Genomic DNA, 16,305 nt, shown 5'->3' with positions numbered 1-16,305 from the left:
ACGCGGTGAAATCGACCGTGATGCTCCGTTGCGGGGGAACGAGTTTTGAGATCCAAAATGACAAAATCGGTCCGGGCTTCCCTGCTCGCCCTCTCCATCGCCGCGCTTCCGCTGTCCGTGCAGGCGGCCGGGCTCGGTCAGATCAACGTGCTCAGCGGATTGGGTCAGCCGCTGCGCGCCGAGATCCAGATCTCCGCCAGCGCGCAGGAACTGCAGTCGCTGAGCGCCCGCATCGCCTCGGCAGACGCGTTCCGGCGTGCGAACCTGAGCTACGGCTCCGCGGTGAGCACGATCCGCGTCAGCGTGGATACGCGCGCCGCGCGTCCCGTCGTCCGTCTCACCAGCGACCGGCCGATCAACGATCCCTTCGTCGACCTGCTCGTCGAGCTCGACTGGGCGGGCGGCAATCTGGTGCGCGAATACACCTTCCTGCTCGATCCGGTCGAGCTCTCCGCCCCGCGACCGCTTGCAGCGGCGATCGAGACTCCAGCGGCGCGGCCCGTGCGCGGCGCGCCACGCGCCGCCGTGGCGGCGCCCGCGCCGATGCGTGCCGCGCCCGTCGCGCCCGCGCCCGCCGACACCTGGACGGTGCGGCGCGGCGACACCATGCACCGCATCGCGAGCGCGAATGCGCACCCCGGCACCACGCTCGACCAGATGCTGATCGCGCTGCTGCGCGCGAACCCCCAGGCCTTCGACGGCGGCAACATCAACCGTTTGCGCGCCGGAACGGTCCTCAATGTCCCCGGCGCCGATGCCGTGCGCGCCATCGACGCCGGCGAGGCGCGCCGCGAGATCCGCGCCCAGGCCGCCGACTTCGACGCCTACCGGCGCGGCCTCGCGACTTCGGTCGCGGCACGCGCGCCCGAACCCGCCGCTGTACAGGAGAGCGGCGGACGTATCGTGCCGCGCGTCCAGGAGCCCGCCGCGGCGACCGAGGCGGGCGACAAGGTGACGGTCTCGCGCAGCGACACCGGTGCGGACGCGGGCGGAGAGGCGCGCCTGCAGGTGCTGGAAGAAGAACTCACCACGCGTTCGAAGGCGCTCGAGGAGGCCAACGAGCGTCTTGTCCGGCTCGAGCGCAGCATTCGCGACCTGCAGCGCCTGCTCGAGGTGCAGAGCGGCACCATGGGCCAGTTGCAGGCCTCGTCCGGCGCGCCCGCCCAGAGCGTGGCGGCGGCCGAAGCACCCGTCGTGACCCCGCCAGTCGAGGCGGCCAAGGCACTACCGGCCCCTGCGGCCGTGCCGGGCCCTGTGGCCGAATCCGCCCCGGCGCCTGCGCCGGCCGCGCCTCCGGTGTCGGCGCCTGTGCCGGCTCCGGCGCCCGCTCCGGCGCCCGCGCCCAAGCCGCCCGCCGCGCCGGCCGCGGCAGTCGAGCCCGCAGCCGCACCCGGCTTCGTCGATACCCTGATGGAGGATCCGACCCTGCTCTACGGCGGTGGTGGCATCCTCGCGCTGTTGCTCGCCTACGCAGGCCTGAAGGCGCGCCAGCGCCGCAAGGAAGAAGAGATCCGTGCTGCCGAGGCCGCCCTCGGTGCCGCCTCGGTGGGCAGCAGCGGCCAGAGCGTGTTCGCGGGCACCGGCGGCCAGAGCGTCGATACCGGTGCCACCAGCATCATGCACACCGACTTCAGCCATTCCGGGCTGTCCTCGATCGATACCGACGAGGGCGTGGACCCGGTGGCCGAAGCGGACGTCTACATGGCCTACGGCCGTGACGCGCAGGCAGAGGAAATCCTGCAGGATGCCCTCAAGGCCGATCCGGGCCGTGCCGCGATCCATCTCAAGCTGCTCGAGATCTATGCCCAGCGCCGCAGCACGCGCCAGTTCGAGACGGTGGCGAGCGAGCTTTTCGCACGCTCCGGCGGCCAGGGGCGCGACTGGGAGAAGGCTGCTGCGCTGGGGCGCCGGCTCGATCCGGAGAATCCGCTCTATGCTGCGGAGCGTGGCGACACGGGTGCGCAGCGCGCGCCGCAGGGCGAGCCCGCGGTGGCACCGACGGTCGCTGCGGCAGCGGGCGTCGCTGTCGCAGGCGCCGCCGCGACCACAGCCGAGGCCGCACCGACCGGGCCGGAGCTGGCCTCGCTCGATTTCACCGCGGCGGCCGCTGCGCAGCCCAGCCACTCGCAGATGCGCGACACGTGGACATTGCCGGGAGAGCTGAACAAGTTCGCCTCGGGCGAGCGTGAGGGTCCGGCAGGCGAGCCGGCCGGAGAGGGGGCGCCGGCTGCGCCCCTGGCCGACGAGATCCCCTTCGACACCGGTGCGCTCGACTTCGAGCTCGACCTCGCGGATGACACGCCCACCGCGATGCCCGACCTGTCGGCGACCACGCCCGGCCTCGGTCGCGAGTTCGATCTCACCCTGGAAGCCGCGGACGAGGAGCCGCCTCCCCCGGCCCCAGCTTTCATTCCCGCTTCCGAGCCGGCCGCTGATGGCGGGCTGACCTTCGACCTCGATCTTGGCGAACCCGACGAGTCCCTCGACGCCGCGGCGCGCGAGCCGCAGCCGGCCAGCCCCGCCGCGATCGAAGCCGCACCCGCACCCGAGGCGTTCGCCTCCGCGCCGACGATCTCGGTGGAAGACTCCGGCACGATCAGCAACCTCGACTTCGAGCTCCCCGGCATGGAGGCTCCGGGCGGCGAGGCCTTCGATCTCGATGCGACCGTGGTCAGCGCCACCGGCACGCTCGACGACGAGCTCGCGCCGCCGCCGGCGGCCCCTGCGGGCACGGCCGACGAGGCCGTGGTCGACCTCGAGAAGACCGCCTTCGACTCCAGCCTGCTCGACTTCGACTTCGAGCTCGACGCACCGGCGACCCCGACCCAGGCCGCGGTGCCGGCCGGGCTCGACCTGACCTCGATCGATCTCGACCTCGAGGCGCTGCCCGCCGAAGCCGGTGCCGCGTTCGATGCGGTGCCGTTCTCGGTGGCCGACACCCAGTTCGACCAGCCGGCCGCAGGCGGCGCGGAAGCGCCGGGGTCGATGAACGAGGAGGCCGAGACCAAGCTCGAACTGGCCCGCGCCTACGAGGAGATGGGCGACAAGGAAGGTGCGCTCGAATTGCTCGAGGAAGTGGTCGCCGAGGGGACGCCGCGACAGCAGACCACGGCCCGCGATATGATCGCGCGCCTGGGCTGAACGCCCCCGCCGGCAGGCCGCCACGAGCGCGGGCTCGCGGCGGCCTTTTCCGTTTACCGATGCACTCCGGCCTTGTCCTGCTCCTCTGGCTCGCGGCGGTCGCCGCCGTCCAGCTCCTGCCGTCCGCTGCGCTCGGCGTCGCGGTCGCGGCCTGTGCGCTCGCGGCCGCCGTCTTCGCGCGCGCGCGCACCTGGCGCCTCGTGCGGCGGATCCGCGTGCTGCTGATCGCGATCGCCATCCTCTTCGCCTGGTTCACCCCGGGCGAGGCGGTGCTGCTCGACTGGCCGCACCTGGGGCCGACACGCGAGGGGCTTGCGCTCGCGGCGCTGCATGCCGGGCGGCTGCTCGCCGTGGTGTGCGCGGTCGGCATCCTGCTCGAGCGCCTGCCGCTCGCGCGCCTGGTCGGTGGCCTGTACGCGCTGTCGCGCCCGCTGCGCCTGGTCGGCGTGGCGCCCGAACGCCTCGCCCTGCGCCTCTTGCTGGTGCTGCGCTACGTCGAGGCCTCGCCGCGCGGGCAGGGGCCGGCCGACTGGCGACACTGGCTGGCAGACGAGTCTCCGTCCGACGCGGCCGCCGAAGCGGCGCCGGTGGTGCTGGCGCGCGAGCGCCTCGGACTGGGCGAGGGGCTGCTGGCGGGTGCGCTCTTCGGCGCGCTGCTGTGGTGGAGCCTGGCATGAGGCGCATCGTGCTCGGCCTCGAATACGCCGGCGACGCCTTCTGCGGCTGGCAGAGCCAGGCCCATGGCCGCACCGTGCAGGACGTGCTCGAGCGCGCGCTCGCGCAGATCGCGGGCGAGCCGGTGCGCACCCACTGCGCCGGACGCACCGACACCGGCGTGCATGCGAGCGCGCAGGTGGCGCATTTCGACACCCGCGCCGTGCGCCCGGCCTCGGCCTGGGTGCGCGGTGTCAACGCGCTGCTGCCGCCGGCCGTGGTGGTGCGCTGGTCGACCGAGGTGGGCGACGACTTCCACGCCCGCTTCCTGGCCTGCGAGCGGCAGTACCGCTACATCCTGCACAATGCGCCGACGCGGCCGGCGATGCTGGCCGGGCGGGTGGGCTGGTACCACCCGGCGCTCGACGTCGAGCGCATGGCCGCCGCCGCGCAGTGCCTGGTCGGCACCCACGACTTCTCAAGTTTTCGCGCTGCCGGCTGTCAGGCGAAGACGCCGGTGCGGGTGATGCACGAGGCCCGCGTGGTCCGCCAGGGCGAGTACCTGCTGTTCGATTTCCGCGCCAACGGCTTCCTCCACCACATGATCCGCAACCTGGTCGGCGCGCTGGTGTACGTCGGCAAGGGGCGCTATCCGGTGGCGTGGATGCGCGAGCTGCTCGAGGCCCGCGACCGCGCGCGCGCGGCGCCGACCTTCTCCCCGGACGGGCTCTACCTGTGCGGCGTGGCCTACCCGCCGCGCTGGTCGCTGCCGGGTGATGGGCGTATCATCGCGCTGCCCCAGCTACCCCTCGTCTGAATGTTCCGTACCCGAATCAAGATCTGCGGCCTGACACGGCCGCAGGACGTGCGCGCGGCTGTCGATAGCGGTGCCGACGCGATCGGCTTCGTGTTCTACCCGCCCAGCCCGCGTGCGGTCTCCATAGAGCAGGCTGCCGAGCTCGTCGCGCTGCTGCCCCCCTTCGTCGTCTCGGTCGGCCTCTTCGTCAATCCCGCTCCCGGCGAGGTCGAGGCGGTACTCGCGCGCGTTCCGCTGCAACTTCTGCAGTTCCACGGTGACGAAAGCGAGTCCGACTGTGCCCGTCACGGGCGCGCGTGGATCAAGGCGGCGCGAATGCGGCCCGGGGTCGATCTGCTAGAATTCGCGGCTTCGTACCCGCGCGCGAGCGGCATCCTGGTCGACGCCTTCGTCGACGGCTATGGCGGCGGGGGCAGGACCTTCGACTGGACGCTGATCCCCGCAGGCTTCAAGCGTCCGCTCGTGCTTTCGGGCGGACTCGACGCGGACAACGTGGGCGACGCCGTGCGCCGCATCCGCCCGTGGGCGGTGGATGTGTCGAGCGGGGTCGAGAGTGCCAAGGGAATCAAGGACGCGGACATGATCGCCGCGTTCATCGCCGGAGTTCGACATGCAGATGGCTGACACGCCTTACCAGTTTCCCGACGCGAGCGGGCATTTCGGGCCCTACGGCGGCATCTTCGTCGCCGAAACCCTGATGCCGGCGCTCGCCGAGCTGCGCGAGGCCTACGCGGCCTGCCAGAACGATCCGGCGTTCGTCGCCGAGTTCGAGTACGAGCTCAAGCACTACGTCGGCCGCCCGAGCCCGATCTACCATGCCAAGCGCTGGTCGGAGCTCCTTGGCGGCGCGCAGATCTACCTCAAGCGCGAGGATCTCAACCACACCGGCGCGCACAAGGTGAACAACTGCATCGGCCAGGCCATGGTCGCCCGCCGCATGGGCAAGCCGCGCGTGATCGCCGAGACCGGTGCCGGCCAGCACGGTGTGGCCACCGCCACCGTGGCCGCACGCTACGGCATGGAGTGCGTGGTCTACATGGGTTCGGAAGACGTCAAGCGCCAGGCCGCCAACGTCTACCGCATGAAGCTGCTCGGCGCCACCGTGGTGCCGGTCGAGTCCGGCTCGAAGACGCTCAAGGATGCGCTCAACGAAGCCATGCGCGACTGGGTGACCAACGTCGCCGATACCTTCTACATCATCGGCACCGTCGCCGGCCCGCACCCGTATCCGATGATGGTGCGCGACTTCCAGTCGGTGATTGGCAAGGAATGCCTGGTGCAGATGCCCGACATGGTGGGCCGCCAGCCCGACTACGTGATCGCCTGCGTGGGCGGCGGCTCCAACGCGATGGGCATCTTCCATCCCTACATCGGCGTGCCGGGCGTCAGGCTTGTCGGCGTCGAAGCCGCCGGCGACGGCCTGGACACGGGGCGCCACTCGGCCTCGCTGACCGCCGGCCGCCCCGGTGTGCTGCACGGCAACCGCACCTACCTGCTGCAGGACGAGGACGGGCAGATCATCGAGACGCACTCGGTCTCCGCCGGACTCGACTACCCGGGCGTCGGTCCCGAGCACGCCTGGCTGAAGGACACCGCACGCGCCGAGTATGTCGGCATCACCGACGCCGAGGCGCTCGAGGCCTTCCACAAGCTGTGCCGGCTGGAGGGCATCATTCCGGCGCTCGAGTCCTCGCACGCGCTCGCCTACGCCGCCAAGCTGGCGCCCTCCCTGCCCAAGGACAAGATCCTGCTGGTCAACCTCTCCGGGCGCGGCGACAAGGACATGCACACCGTCGCCGAGCGCTCCGGCATCCAGTTCTGAACCTGAATCCGAACCTGAAGCGGGCCGCTGATGCGGCCCGCAGTGTGATCGAGACATGTCGAGAATCCAGACCGTTTTCCAGCGCCTCCAGGCCGATGGCCGCAAGGCGCTGATTCCCTTCGTCACCGCCGGCTTCCCGGCGCCCGCGCTCACCCTGCCGCTGATGAACGCGCTGGTCGAGGGCGGCGCCGACATCCTCGAGCTCGGCGTGCCCTTCTCCGACCCGATGGCCGACGGCCCCACCATCCAGCGCGCCTCCGAGCGCGCGCTCGCGCAGGGCATGAGCCTGCGCAAGGTGCTCGAGACCGTGCGCGCCTTCCGCGCCGCCAATGCCGATACCCCGGTGGTGCTGATGGGCTACGCCAACCCGATCGAGGCCATGGGCCAGGAGCGCTTCGTCGCTGCCGCGCATGAAGCCGGAGTCGATGGCGTGCTGGTGGTCGATTACCCGCCAGAGGAGTGCGTGAGCTTCGCCGCTACCGCCAAGGCCGGCGGCCTCGATCCCATCTTCCTGCTCGCGCCCACCTCGGGCGAGCAGCGCTTCGCCGATGTCGCGCGCGCCGGCAGCGGCTATATCTACTACGTCTCGCTCAAGGGCGTGACCGGCAGCGCCAAGCTCGACGTCGACGAGGTCGCCCGCCGCATTCCCGAGATCCGCGCCGCGGTCGGCATGCCGGTGGGCGTGGGCTTCGGCATCCGCGACGCCGAGAGCGCGCAGCGCATCGGCGCGGTGGCCGACGCGGTCGTGATCGGCAGCCGGATCATCGAGGAGATCGAGAACAACCCGGGTGACGAGGTGGCGCGTGTGCGCGACTTCATGCGCCCGATCCGCGCCGCGCTGGACGCGCTGGCGACGGGCAGGGGGGTACAGGCATGAGCTGGTTCGAGAAACTGATCCCGCCGCGCATCAAGCGCGGCGACTCGTCGCGCAGCAAGTCGATCCCGGAAGGGCTGTGGAGCAAGTGCGAGGGTTGCGAGTCGGTGCTCTACCGCTCCGACCTCGACAGCAACCTCGGCGTGTGCCCGAAGTGCGGCCATCACCATCGCCTGCGCGCTCGCCGTCGCCTCGACCAGCTGCTCGACCCCGAGGGCCGCGTCGAGATCGGCGCCGAGGTCACGCCGGTCGATGCGCTCAAGTTCAAGGACTCGCGCAAGTATCCCGATCGCCTGTCCGCGGCCGCTGCCGACACCGGCGAGGCCGACGCGATGGTGGTGATGCGCGGCGCGATCAAGACCGTCCCGGTGGTGGTCGCCTGCTTCGAGTTCGAATTCCTCGGCGGCTCGATGGGTTCGGTGGTCGGCGAGCGCTTCGTGCGCGGTGCGCGTGCGGCCTTCGAGGAGCGCCTGCCCTTCATCTGCATCACCGCCTCGGGCGGCGCGCGCATGCAGGAAGGCCTGCTCTCGCTGATGCAGATGGCCAAGACCACCGCCTCGATCACCCGCCTGGCCGAGCGCCGCCTGCCCTTCATCACCTTGCTGACCGACCCCACCATGGGCGGCGTGTCGGCGAGCTTTGCATTCATGGGCGACGTGGTCGTCGCCGAGCCCAACGCGCTGATCGGCTTCGCCGGCCCGCGCGTGATCGAGCAGACCGTGCGCGAGAAGCTGCCCGAAGGCTTCCAGCGCGCCGAGTTCCTGCTCGAGAAGGGCGCGATCGACCTGATCGTCGACCGTCGCGAGCTGCGCGACCGTCTCGCGGTGCTGCTCGCCATGCTCAACCGCCAGCCCGCGGACGTGGTCGTCGGGTGATGGCGGAGCAAGCCGCATCGCCCGCCAGCCTGGACGGCTGGCTCGCCCTGCTGGAGCAGCGCCACGGCCAGCGCGTCGAGCTCGGGCTCGAGCGCGTCGCCGCGGTGCGTGCGCGCATGCAGGCCGAGTCGGACGCCGTGGTGATCACCGTCGGCGGCACCAACGGCAAGGGCTCGTGCTGCGCCATGCTCGAAGGCATCCTGCTCGCCTCGGGCTACCGCGTGGGCTGCTACACCTCGCCCCACCTGCTGCGCTACAACGAGCGCGTGCGCATCGACGGCAGGGACGCCGACGACGCGGCCCTGGTGGCCGGATTCGCCGCCGTCGAGGCCGCCCGCGGCGACACCGCGCTGACCTATTTCGAGCACGGCACCCTGGCGGCCTGGCAGGTCTTCGCCGCGGCAGGGCTGGACGTGATCATCCTCGAGGTCGGCCTCGGCGGCCGGCTCGACGCGGTCAACGTGTTCGAGCCCGACTGCGCGCTGGTGACCAGCGTGGCCATGGACCACATGGACTACCTCGGCGACACGCGCGAGGCGATCGGCTTCGAGAAGGCGGGCATTTTCCGCGCCGGCCGTCCGGCCGTGTGCGGCGATCCGCAGCCGCCCGCGACCCTGGTCGAGCACGCCGCGGCGATCGGCGCGCAGCTGTGGATCAGCGGGCGCGACTTCGGCTTTGGCGGCGACCGTCAGCAGTGGGGCTACTGGCGCTACGCCCAGCCTGCGCGCGAGGGTGCGCTGGTGCGCCGTGGCGGGCTCGCCTATCCGGCGCTGCGCGGCGCCAACCAGCTGCTCAACGCCGCGGCGGTGATCACCGTGCTCGAGTGCCTGCGCGAGCGCATCCCGGTGTCGATGCAGCACGTGCGCCAGGGCCTCATGCTGGTCGAGCTGCCTGGCCGCTTCCAGGTGCAGCCGGGGCGCCCCTCGGTGGTGCTCGACGTCGCGCACAACCCGCAGGCCGCCGGCGTGCTCGCCGACAACCTCGGCAACATGGGCTTCTACCCCGAGACCTGGGCGGTGCTGGGCATGCTCGCCGACAAGGACGTGGCGGGCGTGGTGGGGCTCATGGCCGGCCGCGTCGACCACTGGCTGCTCGCCGACCTCCCCGGGCCGCGTGGCCTTTCCGCCGAAGCGCTCGCCGCGCAGGTGCGTGCGGTGAAGGAGGGCGCCGACATCCGCTGCTTCGCCACGCCGGCCGAGGCCTATGCTGCGGCGCAAAAATTGGTCGCCGAGGATGATAGAATCGTCGTTTTCGGTTCTTTCCTGACGGTTTCGGATGTGCTCGCCGCGATCAAGGCGGCACGGCGCGGATGAGGTTTGGCGGTGACTGAGGCAGATTCCCTCGAGATCAAGAAGCGCGCGCGCCGTCGGCTGGTCGGCGCGATCGCGCTTGCCCTGCTGGCCGCGATCGTGCTGCCGATGATGATGGAAGAGGAGCCGAACCCCTCGATCGAGGACATCCGGGTCTCGATCCCCGATCGCGACAAGGCGGCCAGTCCGCGCCGCGGCGGCGCGCCCGAGAATGCGAGCGCGCCGGTCGCCGTCGCGGTGCCGGAGGACGACGAGGTGGTCGCGGCCGAGAAGCCTGCGACCGAGAAGACACCGGCGGCGGGGGACAAGCCCGCTCCTGCCGCTTCCTCCGCGCCCGCAAAGCCCGCCACGCCACCCACGCAGCCCGCCGCGGCGATGCCGCAGCGCCCGCCTGCGCCGGTGGCGACCCCCGAGCCGCGCCGCCCCTCCGCCGACGAAGAGGCCCGCCTGCGCGCGCTCATCGAGGGCAAGGCCTCGCCCGCGCGTGGAGACAGCTACGTGCTGCAGATCGGTGCCTTCAGCGACGCCGTCAAGGCCGCCAGGCTGGTCGATGATCTGCGCGCGCGCGGCTTCCCGGCCTACACCGAGCGCGCCGGCAACGTGATGCGGGTGCGTGTCGGTCCGGTGGCCGGTCGCGCCGAGGCGGACGCCACCGCGGCCCGCCTCAAGGCCGCCGGACACCCGGCGGTCCTGCAGCCGCGCTGACTTCCCGGATCATGACCGTCTTCGACTACGTCTTTCTCGGCCTGCTCGCCTTCTCCGCGCTCATCGGCATGTGGCGCGGCCTGGTCAGCGAGGTCATGGCGGTGCTCGCGTGGGCGGCAGCGCTCTTCGCCGCGTGGCGCTATAACGAAGAAGCGGCCGGGGTCTTCACCGGCATGATCGTCGAGCCGATGTGGCGCCAGGTCGCGGGTGGTGCGCTGGTCGTGGTCGGGGTGCTGATCCTCGCCGCGTTGCTGCGTTACCTGTTGCGCGAGTTGCTGCGCGCCGCCGGGCTGGGCGCCACCGACCGCTTCTTCGGCGCGCTCTTCGGCATCGCGCGCGGGCTGGCGGTCGCCTTCGTGGTGGTGCTGATCGGCGGGCTCGCCGGCGTTTCCAAGGAGCCGTGGTGGCGCGACGCGCTGTTCGCGGCGCCGCTGGAGTCGGCGGTGATCGCCGCCAAACCCTGGCTGCCTGCAGAGGTAGCCGACAAGATTCGATTCAGATAGGCCTCAATCCATGTGCGGAATTCTCGGTGTCGTCGCCACCTCCCCGGTCAACCAACTGCTCTATGACGGCCTCCAGGTGTTGCAGCACCGCGGCCAGGACGCGGCGGGCATCGCCACCTCGGAGGGCGGGCGTTTCCACATGCACAAGGGCTCCGGCCTCGTGCGCGACGTGTTCCGCACGCGCAACATGCGCAATCTCCAGGGCAACTGGGGTATCGGCCATGTGCGCTACCCGACCGCGGGCTCGGCCTACAACGCCGCCGAGGCGCAGCCCTTCTACGTCAACTCGCCCTTCGGCCTGTTGCTGGCGCACAACGGCAACCTGACCAACTCGGAAGCGCTCAAGCGCGAGATGTTCCTGTCCGACCTGCGCCACATCAACACCAGCAGCGACTCCGAGGTGCTGCTCAACGTCTTCGCACACGAGCTGCAGGCTGCCTGCAAGGGGCTCAAGATCGACGAGGAGGCCATCTTCACCGCGGTCGCCGGCGTGCATCGGCGCTGCCGCGGCGCCTACGCGGTGGTGGTGATGATCGCCGGCTACGGTCTGCTCGCCTTCCGCGACCCTTACGGCATCCGCCCCCTGGTGATCGGCCGCAACGACTGCGAGGCCGGCACCGAGTGGCTGGTGGCCTCGGAGTCGGTGGCGGTGGACGTGCTCGGCTTCCGCCTGCTGCGCGACGTCGCGCCGGGCGAGGCGGTGCTGGTCGATACCGCCGGCCGCTTCCACAGCCGCCAGTGCGCCGCGCGCACGGTGCATGCGCCGTGCATGTTCGAGTTCGTCTACCTGGCACGGCCGGATTCGATCATCGATGGCGTGTCGGTGTACGAGTCGCGCATGAAGATGGGCGAGTTCCTCGCCGACAAGATGCGCCGCACCATGCCCAACGTGCACATCGACGTGGTGATCCCGATCCCCGACTCCAGCCGCCCCTCGGCGATGCAGATGGCCGACCGGCTCGACCTGCCCTTCCGCGAGGGCTTCGTCAAGAACCGCTACATCGGCCGCACCTTCATCATGCCCGGCCAGGCCACGCGCCGGAAGTCGGTACGCCAGAAGCTCAACACCATCCATCAGGAGTTCAAGGGCAAGAGCGTGCTGCTGGTCGACGACTCCATCGTGCGCGGCACGACCAGCAAGGAGATCGTCAACATGGCGCGCGAGGCGGGGGCCACCAAGGTCTATCTCGCCTCGGCCGCGCCGCCGGTGCGCTACGCCAACGTCTACGGCATCGACATGCCCACGCGCGGCGAGCTGATCGCCTCCGACCGCAGTGAAGAGGAGATCTGCCGCGAGATCGGCGCCGACGGCCTCATCTACCAGGACCTCGACGACCTCAAGGCCTCGGTGCGTGCGCTCAATCCCTCGCTGCAGTTCTTCGAGACCTCGTGTTTCGACGGCCACTACATCACCGGCGACATCACCGTCGAGTACCTCAACGGCGTCGAGAACCAGCGCAGTGAAGCCAAGCCGGGCAAGAACGACCAGGATGACGGGGACGATGGCCAGCTCGACCTGAACCTCGCCTCCGACGCCGAGCACTGAGTCGCCCCCAAGACGAAACCAAGCACGACCACGATGAACCGCCCCCTTCCGCCCGAGCTTCACCCCGACACCCTGGCCGTGCGCGCCGGCACCGAGCGCACGCAGTTCCGCGAGCACGGCGAGGCGATGTACCTCACCTCGAGCTTCGTCTTCGACAGCGCCGCGCAGGCCGCCGCCTGCTTCTCGGGCGAGGAGGAGGGCTACGTCTACGCGCGCTTCTCCAACCCCACCGTGACCGCGATGCAGAACCGGCTCGCCGCGCTCGAAGGCGGCGAGGCCTGCATCGCCACCGCGTCCGGCATGTCCGCGATCCTGTCGCTGGCGATGGCGACCATGCAGGCGGGCGACCACGTGGTGGCCTCCAACGGGCTGTTCGGCGCCACCCAGCAGCTCTTCGGCGGCATCCTGTCGAAGTTCGGCATCGCCACCAGCTTCGTGCCGGCCACCGAGCTCGACGCCTGGCGCGCCGCGATCACGCCGCGCACCAGGCTCTTCTTCACCGAGACGCCCTCCAACCCGCTCACCGAGGTGATCGACATTGCCGGCGTGGCGGCGATCGCGCGCGCGGCGGGGGTGATCTTCGCGGTCGACAACTGCTTCTGCACGCCGGCGCTGCAGCGCCCGCTGGAGCTCGGCGCCGACGTCGTCGTGCATTCGGCCACCAAGTATCTCGACGGCCAGGGCAGGGTGCTCGGCGGCGCGGTGGTCGGCAGCAAGGCGATCACCGACGAAGTGTTCAAGTTCCTGCGCACCGCCGGGCCGACCCTGTCGCCGTTCAACGCCTGGGTGATCCTCAAGGGCCTGGAGACGCTGCGCATCCGCATGGAGGCGCAGTCGGCGAGTGCGCTCGAGCTGGCGCGCTGGCTCGAGGCCCAGCCGGGCGTGGCGCGGGTGTACTACCCCGGGCTGGAATCCCACCCCCAGCACGCGCTGGCCATGCGCCAGCAAAAGAGCGGCGGCGCCATCGTCAGCTTCGACGTGAAGGGCGGCCGCGAGGCGGCGTGGAAGGTGGTCGACGCCACCCGCCTGATCTCGATCACCGCCAATCTTGGCGACACCAAGAGCACCATCACCCACCCCGCGACCACCACCCACGGCCGCATCAGCGCCGAGGCGCGCGCCACCGCCGGCATCGGCGACGGCCTGCTGCGCATCGCCGTCGGTCTGGAAGACGTCGACGACCTCAAGGCCGACCTCGCCCGCGGCCTGGCGGGCTGACGCGCGTCCGTCGCAGATATCACACCGGCCTCTGCCCGAAGCGTTCGAGCCTCCTGCAGGCGCGACGCAAGTCGTATGGGTTCCTGTAGGAGCGACGCAAGTCGCGATGCGCGGCGCCGATGCGGATCGCCGTCATTTCAGCGCCCGATCGCGACTTGCGTCGCTCCCACGGGAAAACCCGCCACAGCCCGGGCCTGTATGTAGGAGCGACGCAAGTCGCGATCCAGCGCGCATCCAAGCAAGACATCGCGCCGGAAAACGCCACCGGAACCATCCCTGGCCTGCCGCACTCGCGACCAAGCCTGCGTCGCCTTCAGGCCTCGCCGTCCAGATCCTCGAACGCCTCCGCCGGCGACAGCGTCATGTCCACGCTCTCCAGGCGCAGGGCGGGCCCGTCGCCTTCGCTCTCGAGCAGGATCCAGTGCCCGGCGTCGCGGCGGTACAGCTCGAGGCGGCGCTGATCGACGTCGACCAGCAGGTATTCCTGCAGATCCGCCAGTTTTCGATAAGCGGCGAACTTGATCCCGCGGTCGTAGGCGGCGGTGGAGTCCGACAACACCTCGACCACCAGCCGCGGATGCTCGATCGCGAGCTCGGCGCGGCGGTCGCGCTCGTCGCAGGTGACCATCACGTCCGGGTAGAAATAGGCGTCGGCATCGGCGACGAAGAGCTTCATGTCGGAGACGAAGGTGTCGCAGCGTGAGCCCTTGAGGTGCGCGCGCAGCTTGGCGTAGATGGCGCCCGCGGCCAGCGCATGCCCTCGCCTCACCCCCACCATCGCGAACACTTCGCCGGCCAGATACTCGTGCTTGTCCGGCTGCGCGGCCTCCCAGTCGAGGTAGGCCTGCCGATTCAGTGTCGCGGCTTCCTGTGCGTGTCCCATTGCGAAGCTCCCGTCGATGTCCCGCCATTGTGGGCGAGGAGGGCGGCGGGTTCAACGCCGCACGCGTGCAAGGCCGTGGATCTCCGGCCGCCGGTCGCCCCCGATCCCCATGGCATCATGTCTGCCCCACATCGTCCCGGACCCGCACCCCATGAAGACCATCGGCCTCCTTGGCGGCATGAGCTGGGAATCCACCGTGCCCTACTACCGCCAGATCAACGAAGCGGTGAAGGCCCGCCTTGGCGGCCTGCACTCGGCCAGGATCGTGCTGTACAGCGTCGACTTCGCCGAGATCGAGCGCCTGCAGCACGCCGGTGACTGGGACGCCGCCGGCGCCGTGCTCGCCGCGGCCGCGCAGGCGCTGGAGCGCGCCGGTGCCGACTTCATCGTGCTGTGCACCAACACCATGCACAAGGTGGCCCCCGCCATCGAGGCCGCGACGAACATCCCGCTGCTCCACATCGCCGACCCGACCGCCGCGGCCATCCGCCACGCCAGCCTGTCCCGCGTCGGCCTGCTCGGCACGCGCTTCACCATGGAGCAGGCCTTCTACCGCGGCCGGCTGGAGGAGCGCCACGGCATCGCGGTGCTCGTCCCCGCAGCGGACGACCGCGAGCGCGTGCATCGCGTGATCTACGAGGAGCTCTGTCTCGGCCGCGTCGAAGACGCCTCGCGTGCCGCCTACCGCGCGGTGATGCGCCGCCTGGTCGAACGCGGCGCGCAAGGCATCATCCTCGGCTGCACCGAGATCTCGATGCTGGTGTCCGCGCAGGACGCGAACGTGCCGCTGTTCGACACCACCGCGATCCATGCGGCGGCGGCGGTGGAGCTGGCGCTCGGGGAGGGGCAGGAGGGGGGCGCCGTGTTGTAGCGCCGGCGAACCCCGGGCGGTGGGACGTGCGGGCAATGCGTACGGCCGCGTCCGCGGGGATAGGCCCGAAGGCTTTTGCGCGCTGCCCTTACATCTCGCGTAAAGGTCGATGGCGCTCGTCTATGCTGAAGCAAGGGGATGACGGGTGTCCGTGTCGGTCGGCAGTGGCCGCGGAGCGTGGCCCCGGCTGAATGTGGAAGGGTGAGCCATGAAAGAACTCATCAAGCGCTTGAGGAAGATCCTCGACACGGTCCAAATGGCCGACGATCTTCGTAAACGCCTCGAAAGGCTGCTGGAGGCCCTCGAGGGGGGGGAACCGACTGATATCGTCATTGCCCGCTTGCTGGCTGATTTGCTCGAGCTGGGTGCTGACCGGCTTCCCGGCCCGGTGGGCGACTTCGTCAAGGCTTATGCGGAGGCATTCCGAAACGCCATCGATGCGATTCTCGCCGTGCTGTGGAAGCGTTACCGCGAGGCACGCCGGGCCGGACTCGACCACCAGGAGGCCAACGACCTCGTCACCTTCGATGCGAAGATCTGCGAATGGCTCCGCTTCCGCTGGTTGCTGGAGCAGTTCGATGAATCGCGTGAAGCGGCTGGCGACGGCGAGAGGGAAGAGATTCCGGGAGGACTGATCCCGGGACCATTCGATCCGCCGGAAGGTGAGCCAGAGCCGCTACCACCCGTGCAGCTCTGGGATGACGAGCACGATGGCTGTTGCCGAGGCCTCAGCGCGCGCCAGCGCGAGCCGGTGGCGAGCATCATCCACGAGCGCGTCTATCGCGAAGGTGGAAGCTGGTACATCGACGCGATTATCGAGATCACGCACCGATGCGGGCTGAAGTTCGGAGGGGTCAGGGCGCTCTACATCAACATCGGGTCGGGCGCCATCAAGCTGCAACGCCACTACGCGACCGAATCGGCTGCCGTCGGCGGGAGGGGAAAGCGGTACACGTGGAGGCGCTTGCAGGTGTCCGCCCAGGAGCCGCGCGAGATCCTCGTGCACGTACGCGCCGTTTCGGCCTGCATCGGTGTCCTGGACCGTATGGTGCGCATCGGCTGATCGACCGAAGGGGCGCGCGGACG

The 16,305-nt window shown here is 70.4% G+C and carries 15 protein-coding genes; 14 read left to right on the top strand and 1 reads right to left on the bottom strand.

Annotated features, from left to right (window positions below):
- Nucleotides 1–57 precede the first annotated feature (57 nt).
- Genes TMZ1T_RS14665 through TMZ1T_RS14610 form a run of 12 tightly spaced genes read left to right on the top strand, consistent with a single transcriptional unit; the run spans nucleotide 58 to nucleotide 13,465 of the window.
- The gene (locus tag TMZ1T_RS14665) at nucleotides 58–3,141 is read left to right on the top strand and encodes a FimV/HubP family polar landmark protein (RefSeq protein WP_012585802.1); all 3,084 of its coding nucleotides are present in this window, start codon (nucleotides 58–60) and stop codon (nucleotides 3,139–3,141) included.
- A gap of 59 nt (nucleotides 3,142–3,200) precedes the next feature.
- On the top strand, nucleotides 3,201–3,818 hold the full coding sequence (locus TMZ1T_RS14660) for a CbiQ family ECF transporter T component (protein ID WP_004323333.1): 618 nt from the start codon (nucleotides 3,201–3,203) through the stop codon (nucleotides 3,816–3,818).
- Nucleotides 3,815–4,612, top strand: a complete 798-nt coding sequence (gene truA, locus TMZ1T_RS14655; RefSeq protein ID WP_004323335.1) for a tRNA pseudouridine(38-40) synthase TruA — start codon at nucleotides 3,815–3,817, stop codon at nucleotides 4,610–4,612. Before TMZ1T_RS14660 ends, truA begins: the two co-directional genes overlap by 4 nt.
- Nucleotides 4,613–5,236, top strand: coding sequence for a phosphoribosylanthranilate isomerase (locus tag TMZ1T_RS14650; RefSeq protein ID WP_004323337.1), 624 nt, complete (start codon nucleotides 4,613–4,615; stop codon nucleotides 5,234–5,236).
- Nucleotides 5,223–6,434, top strand: coding sequence for a tryptophan synthase subunit beta (gene trpB, locus TMZ1T_RS14645; RefSeq protein WP_004323339.1), 1,212 nt, complete (start codon nucleotides 5,223–5,225; stop codon nucleotides 6,432–6,434). Before TMZ1T_RS14650 ends, trpB begins: the two co-directional genes overlap by 14 nt.
- Before the next feature lie 55 nt (nucleotides 6,435–6,489).
- Nucleotides 6,490–7,311: a tryptophan synthase subunit alpha gene (trpA, locus tag TMZ1T_RS14640; RefSeq protein WP_004323341.1), complete on the top strand. Its 822-nt coding sequence runs from the start codon at nucleotides 6,490–6,492 to the stop codon at nucleotides 7,309–7,311.
- Entirely contained in the window at nucleotides 7,308–8,183 is an 876-nt protein-coding gene (gene accD / locus TMZ1T_RS14635; protein WP_004323343.1) for an acetyl-CoA carboxylase, carboxyltransferase subunit beta, read from the top strand. The genes trpA and accD overlap by 4 nt, the downstream gene beginning before the upstream one ends.
- Nucleotides 8,183–9,496, top strand: a complete 1,314-nt coding sequence (gene folC / locus TMZ1T_RS14630; protein WP_004323345.1) for a bifunctional tetrahydrofolate synthase/dihydrofolate synthase — start codon at nucleotides 8,183–8,185, stop codon at nucleotides 9,494–9,496. Before accD ends, folC begins: the two co-directional genes overlap by 1 nt.
- A gap of 9 nt (nucleotides 9,497–9,505) precedes the next feature.
- Nucleotides 9,506–10,198, top strand: a complete 693-nt coding sequence (locus TMZ1T_RS14625; RefSeq protein WP_012585801.1) for an SPOR domain-containing protein — start codon at nucleotides 9,506–9,508, stop codon at nucleotides 10,196–10,198.
- 11 nt (nucleotides 10,199–10,209) lie between these two features.
- On the top strand, nucleotides 10,210–10,701 hold the full coding sequence (locus TMZ1T_RS14620) for a CvpA family protein (RefSeq protein ID WP_004322207.1): 492 nt from the start codon (nucleotides 10,210–10,212) through the stop codon (nucleotides 10,699–10,701).
- A gap of 10 nt (nucleotides 10,702–10,711) precedes the next feature.
- A complete protein-coding gene (gene purF / locus TMZ1T_RS14615; protein ID WP_004322209.1) occupies nucleotides 10,712–12,247 on the top strand; it encodes an amidophosphoribosyltransferase in 1,536 nt (511 codons plus the stop codon).
- A gap of 33 nt (nucleotides 12,248–12,280) precedes the next feature.
- Entirely contained in the window at nucleotides 12,281–13,465 is a 1,185-nt protein-coding gene (locus tag TMZ1T_RS14610; protein ID WP_012585800.1) for an O-succinylhomoserine sulfhydrylase, read from the top strand.
- Nucleotides 13,466–13,778: 313 nt separating this feature from the next.
- On the opposite strand, the gene TMZ1T_RS14605 is transcribed toward TMZ1T_RS14610, so the two are convergent.
- A complete protein-coding gene (locus TMZ1T_RS14605; RefSeq protein ID WP_012585799.1) occupies nucleotides 13,779–14,348 on the bottom strand; it encodes a Uma2 family endonuclease in 570 nt (189 codons plus the stop codon).
- Nucleotides 14,349–14,499: 151 nt separating this feature from the next.
- Here TMZ1T_RS14605 and TMZ1T_RS14600 point away from each other — a divergent pair, with 151 nt between their 5' ends.
- Nucleotides 14,500–15,219: an aspartate/glutamate racemase family protein gene (locus TMZ1T_RS14600; protein ID WP_012585798.1), complete on the top strand. Its 720-nt coding sequence runs from the start codon at nucleotides 14,500–14,502 to the stop codon at nucleotides 15,217–15,219.
- Nucleotides 15,220–15,427: 208 nt separating this feature from the next.
- A complete protein-coding gene (locus TMZ1T_RS14595) occupies nucleotides 15,428–16,282 on the top strand; it encodes a hypothetical protein (RefSeq protein WP_004322215.1) in 855 nt (284 codons plus the stop codon).
- Nucleotides 16,283–16,305: the final 23 nt, after the last annotated feature.

Source organism: Thauera aminoaromatica (genome assembly GCF_000021765.1).
In the GTDB taxonomy this organism is placed as follows: Bacteria; Pseudomonadota; Gammaproteobacteria; order Burkholderiales; family Rhodocyclaceae; genus Thauera; species Thauera aminoaromatica.
Note: the sequence above shows the minus strand (reverse complement) of the source record. Positions and strands in the feature narration are given on the sequence as shown.